Annotated in this window: 15 protein-coding genes; 8 read left to right on the forward strand and 7 right to left on the reverse strand. The window is 32.2% G+C overall.

Annotated features, from left to right (window positions below):
• Nucleotides 1-16: 16 nt before the first annotated feature.
• On the forward strand, nucleotides 17-790 hold the full coding sequence (gene proC / locus AAA453_RS01525) for a pyrroline-5-carboxylate reductase (RefSeq protein ID WP_427705753.1): 774 nt from the start codon (nucleotides 17-19) through the stop codon (nucleotides 788-790).
• 93 nt (nucleotides 791-883) lie between these two features.
• Here the strand turns inward: proC and AAA453_RS01530 are convergent, their stop codons facing one another.
• On the reverse strand, nucleotides 884-2,740 hold the full coding sequence (locus AAA453_RS01530; protein WP_427705755.1) for a glycosyltransferase: 1,857 nt from the start codon (nucleotides 2,738-2,740) through the stop codon (nucleotides 884-886).
• 515 nt (nucleotides 2,741-3,255) lie between these two features.
• Between AAA453_RS01530 and AAA453_RS01535 the strand changes: the two genes are divergently transcribed.
• A complete protein-coding gene (locus AAA453_RS01535) occupies nucleotides 3,256-4,065 on the forward strand; it encodes a hypothetical protein (protein WP_427705757.1) in 810 nt (269 codons plus the stop codon).
• A gap of 118 nt (nucleotides 4,066-4,183) precedes the next feature.
• Here AAA453_RS01535 and AAA453_RS01540 read toward each other — a convergent pair whose 3' ends face one another.
• The 3 genes from AAA453_RS01540 to bioB form a co-directional block, all read right to left on the reverse strand.
• Complete coding sequence (locus AAA453_RS01540) at nucleotides 4,184-5,284, reverse strand: hypothetical protein (protein ID WP_427705759.1); 1,101 nt, start codon at nucleotides 5,282-5,284, stop codon at nucleotides 4,184-4,186.
• The gene (locus AAA453_RS01545) at nucleotides 5,277-6,530 is read right to left on the reverse strand and encodes an ATP-grasp domain-containing protein (protein WP_427705761.1); all 1,254 of its coding nucleotides are present in this window, start codon (nucleotides 6,528-6,530) and stop codon (nucleotides 5,277-5,279) included. The genes AAA453_RS01540 and AAA453_RS01545 overlap by 8 nt, the downstream gene beginning before the upstream one ends.
• Before the next feature lie 365 nt (nucleotides 6,531-6,895).
• Complete coding sequence (gene bioB / locus AAA453_RS01550) at nucleotides 6,896-7,879, reverse strand: biotin synthase BioB (RefSeq protein ID WP_427705763.1); 984 nt, start codon at nucleotides 7,877-7,879, stop codon at nucleotides 6,896-6,898.
• Nucleotides 7,880-8,145: 266 nt separating this feature from the next.
• On the opposite strand from bioB, the gene AAA453_RS01555 reads away from it, so the two are divergent.
• Nucleotides 8,146-9,564, forward strand: coding sequence for a sodium:solute symporter family protein (locus AAA453_RS01555; RefSeq protein WP_427705765.1), 1,419 nt, complete (start codon nucleotides 8,146-8,148; stop codon nucleotides 9,562-9,564).
• A 125-nt stretch (nucleotides 9,565-9,689) separates the two neighbouring features.
• Here the strand turns inward: AAA453_RS01555 and AAA453_RS01560 are convergent, their stop codons facing one another.
• Nucleotides 9,690-10,694 carry an NADP-dependent oxidoreductase gene (locus AAA453_RS01560; RefSeq protein ID WP_069832396.1) on the reverse strand — a complete coding sequence of 335 codons (1,005 nt, stop codon included), beginning with the start codon at nucleotides 10,692-10,694 and terminating at the stop codon, nucleotides 9,690-9,692.
• A gap of 173 nt (nucleotides 10,695-10,867) precedes the next feature.
• Here AAA453_RS01560 and AAA453_RS01565 point away from each other — a divergent pair, with 173 nt between their 5' ends.
• Both AAA453_RS01565 and AAA453_RS01570 read left to right on the forward strand, forming a co-directional pair.
• Nucleotides 10,868-11,209, forward strand: a complete 342-nt coding sequence (locus AAA453_RS01565; RefSeq protein WP_069832397.1) for a MerR family transcriptional regulator — start codon at nucleotides 10,868-10,870, stop codon at nucleotides 11,207-11,209.
• Nucleotides 11,210-11,281: 72 nt separating this feature from the next.
• Complete coding sequence (locus tag AAA453_RS01570; protein ID WP_318755413.1) at nucleotides 11,282-11,641, forward strand: DUF1304 domain-containing protein; 360 nt, start codon at nucleotides 11,282-11,284, stop codon at nucleotides 11,639-11,641.
• Between the two features lie 73 nt (nucleotides 11,642-11,714).
• On the opposite strand, the gene AAA453_RS01575 is transcribed toward AAA453_RS01570, so the two are convergent.
• Together AAA453_RS01575 and AAA453_RS01580 are read right to left on the reverse strand one after the other, a co-directional pair.
• The gene (locus AAA453_RS01575) at nucleotides 11,715-12,479 is read right to left on the reverse strand and encodes a 2OG-Fe dioxygenase family protein (RefSeq protein ID WP_427705767.1); all 765 of its coding nucleotides are present in this window, start codon (nucleotides 12,477-12,479) and stop codon (nucleotides 11,715-11,717) included.
• 271 nt (nucleotides 12,480-12,750) lie between these two features.
• Nucleotides 12,751-14,256: an FAD-dependent monooxygenase gene (locus AAA453_RS01580; protein ID WP_427705769.1), complete on the reverse strand. Its 1,506-nt coding sequence runs from the start codon at nucleotides 14,254-14,256 to the stop codon at nucleotides 12,751-12,753.
• A 493-nt stretch (nucleotides 14,257-14,749) separates the two neighbouring features.
• Between AAA453_RS01580 and AAA453_RS01585 the strand changes: the two genes are divergently transcribed.
• The 3 genes from AAA453_RS01585 to AAA453_RS01595 all read left to right on the forward strand — a co-directional run bounded on the left by AAA453_RS01585 (nucleotide 14,750) and on the right by AAA453_RS01595 (nucleotide 18,171).
• Complete coding sequence (locus AAA453_RS01585) at nucleotides 14,750-16,129, forward strand: LLM class flavin-dependent oxidoreductase (protein WP_427705771.1); 1,380 nt, start codon at nucleotides 14,750-14,752, stop codon at nucleotides 16,127-16,129.
• Nucleotides 16,130-16,154: 25 nt separating this feature from the next.
• On the forward strand, nucleotides 16,155-17,654 hold the full coding sequence (locus AAA453_RS01590; protein ID WP_427705773.1) for a sodium:solute symporter family protein: 1,500 nt from the start codon (nucleotides 16,155-16,157) through the stop codon (nucleotides 17,652-17,654).
• Between the two features lie 127 nt (nucleotides 17,655-17,781).
• Entirely contained in the window at nucleotides 17,782-18,171 is a 390-nt protein-coding gene (locus AAA453_RS01595) for a tautomerase family protein (protein ID WP_064783334.1), read from the forward strand.
• Nucleotides 18,172-18,217: the final 46 nt, after the last annotated feature.

Below are 18,217 nucleotides of genomic sequence, written 5' to 3' on the forward strand. Positions count from 1 at the left end.
AAAGGGGCGTTTAAATATGAAAATAGGAATTATTGGTGCAGGCAGTATGGGTTCAGCGATGGTAAAAGGGTTTTATAAATCAAATCACTTAAATATGAATAATATTTATATCAAATCTGGTAAAAGCAATAAAGCTAAAGTACTTGCAGAGCGTGTCAATGCTAATGTAATCGACACATATAATGACTTAGAGCAAAGTGACATGATTATTTTAATGGTTAACGAGAGTGACGCTAGAGGAATTTTGGAAAAATTGAGTGATGTAATGAGTGAAAATACGGTTATCGTTTCTGTCGTACCATCGCTTTCTATCGAAGAACTGGAAGGTATTTTACCGCAAGCACAACCTATTGTTAGTTTATTACCTAATACTGTCGTCGAAATAAATCAAGGTATTTTAGGTTATGCGCATAACCAATATGTTGATGAAGAAACGATTAATTTTGTCTTTAAACCTTTAGGTAATCTGATTAAGGTGAACGAAAGTGAATTAGATATATTTAGCACACTTTCAGGATGTGGACCGGCTATTGTCGATGTTTTCATTGAAGGCTTATCAGATGGGGCTGTATTAAATGGTATGAATAGGGCGTTGTCTTATAAAGTCATAACTGAAATGCTAATTGGTGCTGCAAAATTAGCCCAAGCGTCTGAAAAACATCCAGCTAAATTGAAAGATGATGTAACTTCTCCTGGAGGGAGTACAATTAAAGCAATCGCTACACTGGAAAAACACGCTTTTAGATATACACTTGTTGATGCAATAAATGCTGTTAATCGTAAAAATTAAGAAAACATCTGACCTGAAATTTTCGCTATCTTCTAAAAATAAACGCAATCCACTTAATAATAGTGAGATTGCGTTTTGTCATCTTAAATATAATTAATTTAAAGCATTAACAAATTTTTCATTTGCTGTTAAATAATAGCCATCAGCAGTTTTTAATCTCGGTGTAAGTTTGTCAGTGAATGCAAGATCAACAATATCTAATGTGGCTCCAACTTTTAAATTTTTAATTGGCGCGTCGTTAAAAGCAATACTTTCGTATAGTTTGCATTTTTTTATAACTTCTACTGATTTTGGAATATGAGATACATAACCTTCAATTTTATTAAGATTAATTGGTGTTACCAACGTTTTATCAGCTGTGATGTAGAAATCATCATTTGTGATTAATATAGGCATTTGATCAGTGCTTTTTCCAGTTGCTTTAATTTTAATAAGCTGACCTTTAGCAATTGAGTCTATTGGATCATTGAAATCAGTATTTTTATATCTGTTAATTTCCTGTTTCGCAACAATATGGTCAGGCGCATCCATTAGGTAATGATTTGTATTTGATGAAACATGGTCTTTTTTATCTGAAATAAATTCAATATCAAGATTCTGACGTTTTAATATGCTATGGCCATTAACATTTGGATAAGTTGCACGAACTAATACTTGGTCAAAGCCGTTATATTGAATTGAAATATTAAAATCAATAGCTTTAAATTTCAAATCGTCTGTTTTAATATAAATAGAGTCATTTTCTAATATGAAATCCAATTGTTTACTAAAACGGTCATCTTGAATTTTGACTAATTTTACTGCATCAATGGATACACTAGGTTGTTTAAACACTTCAATGACATCATAAAATGTATTGTTATTTAATTTTGTACCATTGTATACGGCAGTACATTTTGTCTTAAGTTCAAGCAAGTTACTGAATTTTTCAGGATATTTAAAATAAACCATGTGATCTTTAATATATTTGTGAGTATTTTCTTCAAAAAGCATATATTCAATATAATCTACAAAGTTTTCTTTATTATGATGGTATGTGTTATAAACATTTTTATACTTATCATTTATTAATAATTTTTCCATATCGTAGCCTGCATCTGTGATAACAGACTCAACTTTATTGAACTGTTGATAAAAGAAAGCTTTGTCATTTGAATTTAAGAATGTTTTTGTAACTAAGAAACGAGACATAAAATCCATTTCTATAATACGACATAGGATTTGCTCCTTAGCATATTTAGGTAGTTCCATTTGAATTATTTCTTTAAGTACATCAAAATTAAAATGAGATTTTTCAATCATGTCAGTGGCTTTTATTAATGAAATATTATCAGCATAACGATTTACATGATAGACAGGTTCTGGCGTCATAGAGGCGCTTTGAGATTTACTAATTAATTCAGAATAAAATAGTTTATCTTCGCCATATTTTAAATTTTTGAACTTCATATTATTATCAATAACAGTTGACCGCTTGAATACTTTACCCCAAGGGCCAACAGCTCTGAAGATATTATAAATTTCATGAGGAACGAGTCCATTATCTTCTTTATAAGAAGCGAAGTTAGCTACTTTTCTTATTTCATTATTCATATGTTTGTAACATTGACCAAACCCAATATCTGAATGGTGTGTTTGCATCTGACGAATTAATTTAGGAAAACCTTCTGCTTCCAACCAATCATCAGCGTCTAGTATAGTTATATATTCTCCATTGGCTTCTTGCATACCAACGTTACGTGGGATTGCAGGGCCGCCTGAATTTTCATCTAATTGAATAGATCGAATAAATTCATATTGTTCAGCGTAACGATTTAATATTGCGTACGAAGCATCTGTAGAAACATCATCCACAAAAATAGCTTCAATTTGAGACTTATCAATATTTAGATTAATTAAGGATTGAATACAATTTTCTAAAAAAGATTCTTTGTTATATACTGTTACCACTATTGAAATTAATTTCTGAATTATAATCGCCTCCATATTGCTTGTGATTAAAAGTATTTATCGCTGTTATATATTATTTTCATGTAATGTGCATTGAAATATTAATAAAAGGAAATTAAGTGCTTTTTTGAAAATTCATAAATGGAATACTATACTCTTATTGATTATAGTTCAAGTTTTAGTATCTTATATGTAGAAATGCATCAAACATGACGCTAAAAATAATTCGCTTAGAATGTTACTAAATTCATTTAACAGGTTAGCGTATTCGTTTCTATGTCCCTTGTAATGTTATAGTTTAAGAAACTCGATAACTTTATTAACAGCTACTGTGTTAAATATTTTAAAGACACATAATCTTGCTAAGAAATAACATAAGTATTATGATGTCAAAGCTATGGATATGAAGATAAAAAGGATTTATATAATTGGAGAAAACAGTGATGAAAAATCCTCCTTATATATCATTTCATTGGTTGTAAGTTATACGCTATAAGTATTGGAGAATGTTGTCTATGAATCGTTTTAAAAAGATATTTACGAGTAGCACGAAAACGGCAAATAAAAAAGTAATCACTATATATGTTATTTTACGCTTAATTGTTATTTTAAATCTTATGAATGAAATGATATTTATCCATAGATGGGATGTCATTTTCACTCTTGTCTTGACGCTTGTGCTATTTACCATTCCACAACTTACTGAACGCTTATTAAAAATTGAAATTCCTAACTTGCTTGAATTTATTATTATACTGTTTATTTTTAGTTCTACAATTTTAGGTGAACTTGGAGATTTTTACAGTTATTTCAGGTTATGGGACACAATGCTCCATTCGATTAATGGATTTTTAGCTGCAGGTATTGGATTTTCACTAGTATTTTTACTTAATAAAAATGTGAAAGGAATCAATTTAAATCCATTGTTTCTTGCAATCGTTACATTTTGTTTTTCTATGACGATCGGTGTGATGTGGGAGTTTTTTGAATATACTGTTGACCAGAGTATGGGTATGGATATGCAAAAAGACCATGTTGTTCAAAAAGTGAATAGTGCAACGATGGCTAATGAGCACAATACTGTACACCACATTGATAATATTGAGAAAACCGTTATAGAGAGTAGAGATGCGTCGGGAAATCATGTGGAAAATGTGGTTGATGGTGGCTATCTTGATGTCGGCATACATGACACAATGAAAGATTTATTTGTGAACTTGCTAGGCGCCGCTGCATTTAGTGTGCTAAGTTACTCATACGCGAAATACGACCGGAAAAAATATAAATTTGTGAAGAATTTTATTCTAAAAAGAGAAAAACCATAATTGTTCACTGTCGATATTACGAAGTTAACTACACCTGAAATTAAGCTCAAATAGTTAAACCTGAGGTCCTTTTTATTCAATATAATCACTTTTATAATTTAACTATTTGAGTGTTCATCTACAGAGCTACTTTTTGGTATTGAATTTTAAGTAAAATAAGTAATATAGTTAATAAAATGAATGAGGGTAACCAAACAAAATCCAAATTCAACATGCCTAGATAAATACAAACAGAAAGAATGGGTAGGCCGAGTGCATTTCCCAGGGAATAAACGCTTTTTACAGTGTGACTCGCGTATGCTGTTACGATTATTTTTCTGAATATGATTCTTGCACCACCAAAAGATAGACCAAAGCATAGCATTAATAGCAGTTTTATTATTATTGTATCCTCGAAGTAATACCATAGAAGTGATATTGATATACTTATAATTAAAAAGATATTCATCCATTTATAAGACAGATACTTACTAAGTAAAATACCAATAAGTGCCATACCAAAACCTAAGGCACTATCTAATAATGCTACTTCATGTATCTCTCTATTTTTATATGCTGTAAATGTAGGTAACATAAAATTGATAGTTCCTAATATTGGCCACATAAGCATGCCAATTAGGTAATGAACTATTTTCACTGGTTCCTTTGAAGCATTTGTATTTTCACAGGTAACTTCATGTGTCATCAATTTCACTTTTTTAATTCCTAAGTGAAGTAAGAGGTAGACTATTCCGTATATCAAAAAAATCCAAAATAAAGTAATGAATTTCATAATTACTGTAATAAACAAAGGACCTATCATTAAAGCGACTTGATTGACTGTCATTGAAAGAGAACTATATTTATTAATAAATTCTTCATTTTCATTCGCTACTAATTCAGAAAACCACAATTCTAAACTTGTTTCTAGTAGGAAAAACACAATCCATAAAACAAAATTCAAAAGTATTAATAGTAGCGTATTTTGGTAAAGCATCGTGATAGCGATAACTATAAAAAATATTCCTAAAAAAGATAACTTTGTAAGGTTACTGCCTGAATAATTTTTAAAAAATAGACTGATTAAAAATGGAGTGAATATTGCAGGAACGAATGAGAGAATAGTTGAAATCGCTAAATCACTTGTAGATTCAGGACTGGCTAATTCCCAGTTAATCGCTAGAATTAATCCACCACAGATAAATCTATATAAAGCAGTAATGAGTAAGTAATTATTCATTATTATCATCACTACTATCAAAAATTTTATTTGCTAAATCTTTGGCTTTATTTATATGTCTATATATTTTAGTAGTTGGTAGCTCAGACCAGCTAAATTGCACTAAACCATCGCGACTGCTCCAATTTTCAGGATCACTTACCATATCACCGATATTTTTTAATAAACTGATACGCTTAATTTCAGTATCTTTTGATATATCTGGGAAATTGATATTTGTTATTTTTCCTTTTTGTGCTTTCATGAAAGCTATTGCTGATGTTTTGTTTGGTCTAAATGTGAATGGAGGTTTGAGTTTGTTGTTTATATACATTGAAATATGTAGTTGATAGGGGTTAATGCTGTAAGAAGATTCAACTAAATCCATAATAGCATCTCCACCCGGTCTAGCTGCAGCTTCAATGACGTATAGATTGTTGTCTTTGATTTTTATTTCTATGTGAGCTACCCCACGATTAATGCCTAAAGATTTACATGATTGTATTGCTAGTTTTTTAATATTCTCATCTTTATATCTGTGACTAGGAACTAAATGTCCCATTTCAGTAAACCAAGGCCTTGGAGATAAATATTTTTCTGTGACAGTGATTACTTCATAGAAATTTTCACCACATAAGACTTCTACAGATACTTCTTCGTTACTATCTATAAATGCTTCAATTAAAAATGTATTTTTAGAAACTTTGAAAGAATCAGCATAAGCAGCCATAACTTTTTGAGATTTCATGTAAGCTTCCTTACATTCTGCTTCATTATGAGCTAAGTAAACGCCGCCACTACCACCAAAATCTACAGGTTTTATAATAACGGGAAATTCAAATGTTTGTATCAATTCTTTCAATTGTTCAATAGTTTCGAAAAGTTCCGACTTTGGAGTAGGGATATCAGCTTTTTCAAACAATCCCTTCATTAGGTATTTATTTCTACATGCTTCTACGACTTCATCATCAAGGTAAGGCAGCCCGTAGTCTTTATTTAATTTATTAGCTACTTTAAGTGTCCAATCATTTAAAGGAACTATAGATCTTGGTTCATAGCCTTGCGTTTTATAATAGTCGATTTCATTTTTTATATCCTCATAACTTAAGGGGTCTGCATCAATACAAAAATCAAAATAAGCATTGTACTTATACTTCGAATCTTTTATTGCTGTCCATATCTGAAAATCTCCTATTGATTTCCCGCCTGCATATGATCGTTCTCTAAGGAATTGATCAGCTCCTAATAACAGTAAATATTCTTCCATATTAGCCTCCTTAATTTTTATACATATTTTATTACATAAAAATAATACCATATTAATGTAAATTTAAACAATTGAGAAAACGATTATTTTGTTATAGTATTTTGGTTTCTTTTATATAGTGTTACCTTTGTCTTGATTAGAGGTTTTGTAAAAATTTATTGAACTGATTGGTTAAGAAGTAGCATGATCTAGTTTAACGTACAGATTTGAGGTTAATATATTAAAGAATTTTAAAGTTATAGATTGGGGTTGAAATCAAATTTCATATTTTTGATTTCAGCCCCAAGCCCATCTTTTCAAGAAAATAAAACTTACTCCTTCTTTTCTCACTACAAAATTGATAAATTATTTGATTAATGGAACATTCAATTTCCTTTCAATTCATTGTATCCAAAGTCAATTTCAAAACCTAAATCTTGAATCATTTTATAGTCTAGTTGATTAGGCTGTCCTCCAGTAATTAAATAGTCTCCTACAAATATTGAATTTGCAGCTTTCAAAGCTAAAGGTTGTAGTGACCGTAAATTAACCTCTCTACCGCCAGCAATTCTAATTTCTTTAGATGGATTAACGAGTCTAAATAAGGCGATAAGTCTTAAGCATTTTATAGGAGTCAATTTATCCATTTCCCCGAACTTTGTGCCTTGAATGGGATGTAAAAAATTAATAGGAATACTATCGGCATCGATTTCTTTTAAGGCAAACGCCATATCAATAATATCTTGATTTGATTCCCCCATACCACAAATGACACCAGAACATGGTGAAATATTGTTTGCTTTCATAATTTCTAAAGTATTGGTTCTATCCTTATAAGTATGTGTGGTTACAACTGCTTCGTGATAGTTTTCGCTCGTATTTATATTATGGTTATATCTATCAACACCAGCTGCTTTGAGTTTTTTAGCTTGTTCCTCATTGGTTAACCCAAGACACGCACATACTTTCAACTGAGGATGATTTGATTTTATTTCTTCTACAGTTCTACTTATATGGTCAATTTCTTTATTACTTGGCCCTCTGCCGCTCATAACAATACAATAAGTGCCTATATTGTTTTCATGCGCTACTTTGGCACCACTAACAATTTGTTCTTCTGGTACTAAACTATACCGCTGTTTTTGCTTCATATCCCTAGATTGACCACAATAACCACAATCTTCAGGACAAATGCCACTTTTTGCGTTTAAAATCATGTTTAATTTAACTTTTTTGCCGTAATAGTGTTTTCTTAATATATAAGCTTCGTTTAATAAATCTAATGTGTCTACGTTAGGATCTTCATAAATTTTTAGCAACGTATCTTTAGTTAATGTTTCCCCTTGTAAAATGTTTTCAGCTAATTTCATATTAATTCTCCTCATTTCATTAGGCTTTAATAGTTTCTCCTTTTTATAATAAAGCTATTTCTATATGAATGTAAACTAAAATAAATGAATGGTTTACATTAACTCCGTACTAGCTGAAAATTCTGATCAGGGAATAACGTTTTATATTCAACTGTTTAAGGAAGTCTAATGACGTCAACAAAAACTAAAAATTTAGTTTGATTCATGTAAGGAGTCACGATAAACTAAAGGCATTGTGAAAAATATATTTACGAGGGGATAATGTAGTGTTTAATAGTAGCGAACAATTAATTTTAGGATTTACGATCATTATTTATTTTATTTTTCTATTACTAATGTCTGTATACATACAACGAAAAATTAAAACTTATGATGACTATAATATGGCAAGCAGAACGGTAACACTATGGCCACTGATTTTAACATTTGTGAGTACAGGCGTAGGCGGCGCGACACTGTTAGGTTATATGGAAAATGGCTATACATTAGGTATGGGACAACAGTGGATTCATATAACTATGATGGTTGCTGTTATTGTACTTGCATTCTTTTTATTAAAACGTATTAGATTATTAGGTGAAAAGCATAATATGGTGACAATCGGTGATTATACTGCGCTTCGTTATGGCGAATCAGCACGTATTCCTACTGTTATCAGTTTCTTATTTGCTTATTGTGCGATGACAGGTATGCAATTTGTCGCGATTGCTTCTATTTTGAATTTAACAATAGGGTTAAATATGACAGCGGGTATTATTATAGGATGTATCTTACTGACTATAAAAACTTACCTAGGCGGCTTAAAAGCTGTCGTTTGGCAAGACGTTGTTCAAGGAACAATACTTACAATCGGCGTTATTGTGTTATTCTTTGTGGTTATCTATTACTCAGGTAGTTGGAGTGATATTCAAGCCAATGCAAGCAGTCAAAATCAAAGCGATATGTTAAATTACCTTAACATCACACCGAATGAAATCTTAATTTATCTGCTAACATTAGCGTTCTATCAATTTATCAGACAAGATGTGTGGCAACGTATTTGGGCTGCTAAAGATTTGAAGACTGCAAGAAATGGTTATGGTATTTCTATGATTATTGCAGTAGCGTTAGGCGCAATGACAGTGTTTATAGGTGTCTATGCTAAGTTTGGTTTGAATTTGGACATAGCAGAAACCCCATTAGTTTATTATAATGTCATACAAGAAGTGTTCCCATTTCCATTAGTACTCATAATGATTATCGTCTTATTAGCAGCGGTAATATCTAGCGCGGATTCCTTCTTTATTGCAGGGTCTTCATCTATAGCAAATGATATTATAAAACCAAATGTGAAAAGTCATAATCAACATAAAATGCTATTATATAGTAAACTTTCAGTATTAATCGTAGCTGTTATTTCTTTAGTATTAGCACTTATGATTCCAGAATTAGTAAATCTGATGGTAACAGGCACTGCGATGACAGTTTCAGGATTGCTTGCGCCAGTGATTTTCGGTCTGTTTTGGCAAAAACCTACCAAACTTGCGGGTAACATCGCAATGTGGAGTGGACTTGGCTCAGCAGTAATATGGCAAATACTAGGTCATCCGTTTGGTCTACATCCAATCTTAATTGGGTTACCACTATCAATAATTATGTTATTACTTGTAACATGCTTTGGTAAAAAAGATTACGAAACAGTTTAAGCAAACAGTTCACCAAAAACTTTATAATAAAAAATCTCACTCATCTTATTTGATGAGTGAGATTTTTATTATAAGCTAATTGTGTTTTTTATCTCATATACTTTCATATTAGATGATATCTCAAGTTATTCTTCTGATATTTTAACCACTTGTTTACCGAAGTTTTCACCAGAAAATAGTTTTCTAAATGCATTAGGCAATTGATCAAAACCTTCATCGATTGTTACTTGTGATTTTATTTTATCTTCAGCTACCCATTTGGCAAGTTGTTCGCTTGCTTCTTTAAAATGCTCTGCAAACTGTCCTACTACAAAACCTTGCATTAGGGCTTGGCTTTTAACTAGTGTTTCCTGAATTCTTGGTCCCATTTCAGTTTGCGTATTATTGTAAGTTGAGATTGCACCACAAACAGGTACACGTGCAAATGTATTTAAATGTTTGAAAACTTCATCTGATAATTTTCCACCGACGTTTTCGTAATATACATCAATACCATTTGGTACAGATGCGGCAAGTTGTGCTTCAAAATCATCACCTTTATAATCAACAGCCGCATCAAAGCCTAATGTGTCTGTTAAATATTGTGTTTTTTCTTTTCCACCGGCAATGCCAACTACTTTTGCACCTTTTATTTTAGCAATTTGTCCTACTACAGACCCCACAGCGCCTGAAGCAGCAGATACAACAACTGTTTCTCCTTCTTTTGGTTTACCTATTTCCAACAAACCAGTATATGCTGTCATACCTGGCATTCCTAAAATACTTAAGTATAAATGTAGAGGAACTTCTGTGGAAGGTATTTTAGTCACTTGATTAGCATCAGTAGTGATTATTCTTTGCCAAGGTAAGACACCCGTAACATAATCTCCTTCTTCCAAGTATTCTACTTCGGATTTTATAACTTTCGCTAAAACATGCCCATCAATTGGTTTGTCGATTCCGTAAGGTTTAACGTAACTTTTTGAATCATTCATTCTTCCACGCATATAAGGATCCACAGAAATATAAATAGATTTTAATTGTACTTCACCCGTACTAGGTTCCGCTGTTTGGATTGCTTCGTATTTAAAAGTGTCATCTTTAGGTAATCCTTCTGGTCTTTCGTTTAATACAATTTGTTCATTTTGCATAATAATCCTCCGTTTTAATGTTTTTTAATTAGTGTTTAAACTGACTTGCTTAAATAAAATGATTTCTTTTGAACTATAAAAATCAAATCTTTTTAATTGTTTTTCCTCCTCTTGCGTGGTTATATAATAAGATACCAGTTAAACCTTAGTTTAAGAGAAGGGATGTGCTTACATTGGAAAAAATTTATATTGATCAAGTAGCAAGCATATGTGATATAAGTAAAAGTAAATTAAGATTTTATGAAAAAAAGGAGATATTAAAATTTATAGAAAGAGACACTAATAATAAAAGGCTCTATAGTAAAGATGATATTGAAATGATAAAATTCATCAAATGTTTAAGTAATTTGAATATGAGTTTAAAAGAAATCAAAAAAAATACAGGTATGTTATATGATAATGAAATAGATATAAAAACAATATTAGAAGTACATTTAGGGGTTTTAAATAACCAAAAAGAAGTATTGAATAAAAGAATTGGAGTTATTGAAGGAGAGTTAATTCAAATCACTTAATTTATTACTCTCCAGTTAAAGTTGTGATATTAATATATGGAAAGTTCATTTGAAAAAGAGGTGTATTCATTTATGAGTATTGTTACAGTAATTTTAGTTTTATTAGTTGCTATTGAATTTATATATATAATGATATTACAAACAATTAAAACGACTTCCCTTAGAACTAGTAAAATATTCAATATTAAGCAGGAAGAATTAAAACAGCCCAATTTAAAGGTTCTTATGAAAAACCAAGGTATATACAATGGACTTCTTGGTGTGATGTTATTATATACGCTGTTCTTTTCCCATAATCCTAGAGAATTAATTACTTGTATTTTAATTTATATTATCTTAGTTGCCGTATATGGGGCAATTACTAGTCAAAAATCTATAATTTTGAAACAAGGCGGGCTCCCTATAATCGCACTTATTTCATTGCTTTTTTAGTTTGGATTTAATTTATTGCCGTAATGATGAACTTTAAAACCCCCCTACTTTTATAAAAGTAGGGGGGTTAATATTATTCATCGACATCTGCAACAACTGTTTGTTGGTAATCAATTAATATGACAGATCTAAGACCTGTACCTTGTTCTGAACCTTTTTTCACGGGACTCACATAATGACTGACATTAGGATCGTAAACGCCATATGACTCTAAAGGGTTCTCCATTTCAAAAACTTCTATTATATTGTTTTCATCTGTATCTTCCGGGTTATTTCCAGCAGCTTCTGGTACAGCGATAGCATTCGTTCCACCAACAATATTCTTTCTTTCAATTAAATGAGCAAAAGTAAACGGCTCTCCATCCTGGTGCAAACAGTTCGGTGAGGAAACGGCTTTATCTCCGTCATTTTCTACATACAATTTAACGAAATGCACGCCCACATGAATCGGTAAGATTTTATCCTCTTCGTTCCAAAACGTTTCATGATAATTGGCTATAATAATATCGTTTAACAATTTATTACTTCTTATATTTTCATCAATAGAGTGGAATGCTCTATATGAGCCCGAATGTTCTGGATTGAACTTTCCTTGAAAATAAGCAGAATAATCAACGCCATTTCTTTCAATTGTAGGAAGCCAAAAAACATCTTCTGTGCCAGGTAAAACGATTGCTCGAGAGTATCTTCTATATCTATTAAGGTTAGGGGCATAATCATCTTCAGGCAGATCAGCAAAGTACGCTAATATTTCATTATAATCCTGTTCAATACCCTCATAATTTAAACTTTTCATTAAATCATATCTTGAATAACCATCTTTTTGTAATTTATTCATTATTCAATACGTATCCTTTCTATTTTTAAATCTAATAATGTGTTAATATCCGTACTAATTGCGTCCAATTGTTCATGCTTCTTATATATGTGACTTAATAATCTCTTTTATATTTTATACCATTGTAAGTAGCAAACACAAATGTCGATAAATTTTTTATTTTTTAAATTAGTAAGAAAAAAGCTCATCTATCTTATTGGATGAATGAGCTTCTTTGATTAAAAAAAGGGGTGAGTAATTGCACTTTTTACACATGTTTTCAAAATCTAAGTTAATTTAACCGACGAATATTATAATTATGAATCATACTTTTTATAGGGTCTAAATTTTGGAGGTCTGTAGCTACGGATACGTAACTATCTGGACGTACTAGAAATACTGAATTTTCTTTAATGCCTTTCGCATTGATTGCTCTGTGCCAAGTTAGATCATATAGTGGGACACCAGTTTTAAAAGCGAGCTGTTTGAGTTCTTGAGTAACTTTACCATATGCATGAAGTTGCCAATCATAAGATTTTAATGGTTCAAAGTTATCAAAAGTATTTGTATACACCCATGGTAAGCGATCTCCACCTTTAATGTCACCATATTCTCCGCTACTTAATTCACTATGTCGATAATTTAAATTAGTTTGAGAAATTGTTTTAAACATTAATTGTTTTAAAGTGTTAAAACGTAATAATTTAGGAGCAAAGAAAGGAATGACAAAATTTTTTACCATCCGACTATTGGCCATAATTTGAAAAGCTTTGTCTGTTGTCTTCACTAACCTTTGAGCGAATTGGATACGTTCAGGCTCGTAAGTATCTAGTAATTTTGGTGAGGCTTTTTCTTTTAGAACTGCTCCAAGTTTCCAAGCTAAATTAAGCGCATCGCTTATGCCAGTGTTCATACCTTGACCGCCAGCAGGGCTATGAATATGACCAGCATCTCCACATAAGAAAGCACGACCTAGTCTGAATTTTTCAGCAACACGATGGTGGGAACGGTAGGATGAGTACCAGTTCACTTTATTTACTTGTATTGGTAATATACGTTCAACATGTGGAATTAGAGGAGTGAGTGATTGAGGACCCTCCCCGTCTACTACAAGGTCATCAGGTATTAAACCAATAAGACGTAGTTGTCCTGTAGTTCTAATTGGGAATCCTAAACAAAAGTAGTTATTATGGAAGCCCATGGATGCTGTTTTTAATGCAGTATCATTTTCTACATCAGCGACGAAGAACATTTGACGGTATGTTCCACCTGGAAAATCAATATTTAGTGCTTTCCTAACAACACTACTGGCACCGTCACAACCACAAATGTAGGCAAATGTTTTTGTCATTTCTCCCTCAGATGTATTTATGGTAGCTGTCACAGCGTCACCATCATCCTCAAATCTTAATAGCTCGTGATTCCAATCAATTTGACCACCTCGTTGTTCTAGTTCATCAACAAGTATGCTTTCGTGGATGTCTTGAGGTAGTGTTAAAACATAGGGATAAGGGCTGATGCCTTTACCTATTTTACCTACAGGTAATTTAGCAACATCTTTATTATCTTTATATAAAGTTATAGTATCTACTAAAATTCCTTTTTTCACAATCTTATCTGCAAAACCTAATTGCTGATAAAATTCAAGTACTCTTGCCTGGACAGCCATTGCCCGTGAAGCAGTTCCAGGACCTTCATTTTGATCAATGATTTTATATGGTACCCCTTGGTTACTTAATGAAATTGCCATAGCTAAACCACTAGGACCAGCTCCAACTATTAATACGTCACTACTCATATTTATCTAACTCCCATCCACTGTAATTGCTTATCGTAAGTTAAACATATGATAATTAAACACAATGTTCAATTACTGTAATTTATAAAATAGACACTTAGCGTCATATGTTTACTAAAATTATGAAATAGGTGAATTATCTTTTCTCTGGATTTTACTATACATATATCTATTATATTCGCATCTCATTCTTTCATACCCGAATGAATGAGTTTTACTTGGTTTTATACACTTTCATAAACTGTTTCAACTGAATAAAAGTAATTTACCAATTTAATCCGACTATTCTTATATCAATTACTGTTTTGGTGTTGACGAAGTATGTAATATTCGCTATATTAACTAGCATAGATATTATCTGAAAATTCTATATATTGAGAATTTTCGTCTTAGGAAATGAGTAAAGTAATTCAAAAAATATTAAATTAAATTTTAAAATTTCCTCAACAGTCACTATTAAGCACAACGAAACTACATTTAGGAGGAAAAACATATGCCGAAAAAGCAGATACATTTTAATGGATTTGTTCAAAATTCACCATCCCCACATTCATCTGGATTATGGAAACATGACAAAGATCAAGGTGCACATCACAATCAATTAGATTACTGGATCAATATCGCGCAGACATTAGAGAAAGGTAAGTTTGATTCTATATTTATTGCAGACGTTTTAGGAACATATAGCGTTTATAATCAATCGAGTGATGCGCAATTAAGCATGCAGTCCAACTACCTTGCGCACGATCCTATACCGATTATTTCTGCTATGGCTGCAGTCACAAAGCATATTGGTTTTGCCCCAACAATCTCTACTACATATGCACAACCGTATAGTCTAGCTAGACAATTATCTACATTAGATCATTTAACTAATGGTCGTTTAGGTTGGAATGTTGTCACTTCTTATTTAGAAAGTGAAGCGATTAACTTAGGACTGAAAGAACGATTACCAAAAGATTTAAGATACAACAGAGCAGATGAATTTCTCCAAGTCGTTTATAAACTTTGGGAAGACAGCTGGGAAGACGGCTCTGTAGTTAATGATAAAGATACTGATACATATGCAGACCCTGATAAAGTGCATGAAATTAACCACGAAGGTGAATTCTTTAGTGTGCCTGGTCCTCATTTAGTTGAACCATCACCGCAAAGAACACCTGTATTATTTCAAGCAGGCGCTTCAGAAAAAGGTAAAACGTTTGCTGCGAAACATGCAGAAGCGGTGTTTACGAAACATACTTCAGTAGAATCATTGAAAAGTTATGTAGATGATATACACACAAGAGCTGAACAGCATGGCAGAAGTAAGGATGATATTTTAGTATTTCCTATGGTACTCCCAATTATCGGAGAAACAGAAGAAGAAGCCTATCAAAAATATGAAGCATTAACAGAACATATCAGCTATGAAGGTTCCGCATCATTGTTAAGTGGACATACAGGTATTGATTTTTCAGAGTACGACCCAGACCAGTATATAGAAGATATTGAGACGGAAGCGATGCAAGGCAATCTGAATATGTATACCAAAGACCCACACCATAAATGGACACTCAGAGAAGCTGTGAAAAATCATGGTTTAGGCAATGGCACAGCTAAATTTATTGGAACGAAAGAGCAAGTCGCTGATAAATTTGAAGCATGGGCAGTTGAAGGTGGGGCAGCTGGGTTTAATATCGCTCAAAGTTATTCACCTGGTACATTTGAAGAATTTGTTGATCATGTTATCCCTGAATTACAAAAAAGAGGTCTATATAGAACAGAATACGAAGGCACAACACTTCGTGAAAATATGTTCGGTAAAGATCAAAAAACAATAAAGGAAAATCATCCAGCAAAAAACAAGAGTGCAGCGAATACTCTTATATAAATTAATAATAAAGGAGTAAAGAACAATGGATGAAATTTCTCTCTATACATGGATAGGCTTCATATTATTTATGATAGTCATGGTTATTGTCGGATACATGAGTTCACGCAAGATGAAAAATATTGCTGATTTTGCCACTGGTGGCGGCAATATCGGGCCTAGGGTGCTGGGACTATCATTTGCAGCAACATACTTAAGTGCAGCCACCTTTTTAGGCTATCCCGGTTGGTCATATGAATGGGGTCTTAACAACTTATGGTTATTTCTAGCCATGTTTATTGGTGGGCCCACGGGTGTCTTAATGGTTGCTAAAAAGGTAAGGAAATTAAATACAACACAAAAATCTTTATCCCTCCCAGATTGGTTAGGAGATTTCTACGATAGTGACATTATGCGCGTAGGTACTGGCATTATTCTCCTTTTTAATATTTTTTATATAGCCAGTCAGTTTGTTGCAGGCGCAAGGATTTTTGAATATTTACTTGGTATGTCTTATTTTAGCGGACTCGTCTTTATAGCCGTTATTGTTGTACTATACGTGTACGTTGGTGGTGCACTTGCAGATATTTATACTGATGCGATACAAGTTGTCATTATGGCCATTGCAGGTCTTGGTGTATTTATCTCAGGTATCGTTATTTTTTGGAAAGGGAGTATTACAAGTACATTTACTGGTATCGCAAATAATTTATCTAACCAAAATGAAAACTTAGTTAAAGTATTTAATCCAGAATCTGTACATTTCAACTCTTTCGCCATGGTTTTAGGTGCAATCGTTATACAGTGGGCGTTTGCTTCTGCACCGCATTTATTCAATAAAATATTAGGTTTGAAAAACGAAAAAGATTTAGGGAAAATGATCAATACTTATATTATTGTCACGGGGCTTTGTCTACTCGTGTTATTCGGTGGTATATTCGCTCGTGTCGCATTAGGTAATAGCGTTGAAACATCAGATTTAGCACTGCTTGACTATATTATTTGGGCATTTCCTGCAGTGATTGTAGCACTTTTCGGCGTGGTCATTTTAGCTGCAGCGATGTCGACAACAGATGGATTATTTGTATCTATTTCTACAGTATTTGCGAATGATATATTCTTAAAATTCTTAGTTAAACGAAAAATAATTAATATTAGTGATGAAAAAGCCAATAAAATCGCATTTCAAATAAGTAAGATTAGTGTGCCAATTGTAGGTTTATTATCATTTTTACTTGTCTTACAACCTCCAAAACATATGAGCGACATTATGTGGATTGGAATATCAGGCATCGCAGCGGGTACATTAGGCCCTATCCTACATGCCATATACGCCAAGAAGAAAGCACCAGCGAGAGCTGCAGAAATATCTATGTTTGTAGGATTGGGTTCCTATTTAGTCATTTACTTCGGTGGTATTATTCCAAGTACAATGTCAGCAGGTGCAGTAGCAACATTTATCGGTATCGCAACAATTACAATTGCTGCATTTATCATCAAGCCAAAAGATAATCAAAAATATAATGTAGAAGAAGGTAATAATTAATGTTTGTTAATGAGATGTTATCGATATGGTTATATGGTTTTCTGGGAATGTTTGTTGTAGTATTTATTTCGTTAAAAGTCGGATATTCAAATAAAGATAAATAATTAATTTTAAAAGGAGAATTTACATGCCATTAATTAAATTAGACATGATCAAAGGTAGAGAAAAAGAGGAAATTAAAAGTATTTTAGATATCACATATAACGTGATGTTAGATGCATTTCAAGCACCAAAAGGTGATAAATATTTAATTGTGAATCAACATGAAGACTATGAAATGGAAATATTAGATACAGGTTTAGGCATTGAAAGAACAGACGATGTGATAGTATTTACTATTGTTTCAAGACCGAGAACCAAAGAACAAAAAACGACATTCTACAAAAATTTAGTGAATACGCTACATGACAAAGTAGGCATTCGTAAAGAAGATATTATGATTAGTTTAGTAGAAAATACCGATGAAAACTGGAGTTTCTTTAACGGTGAAGCACAATTTTTAACAGGTGATTTATAATCTAACTAAAGGACATATTATTTTGTTAGGTGACAACACTTATATA

It is taken from the genome of Staphylococcus parequorum (genome assembly GCF_039237145.1).
GTDB lineage: Bacteria > Bacillota > Bacilli > Staphylococcales > Staphylococcaceae > Staphylococcus > Staphylococcus equorum_A.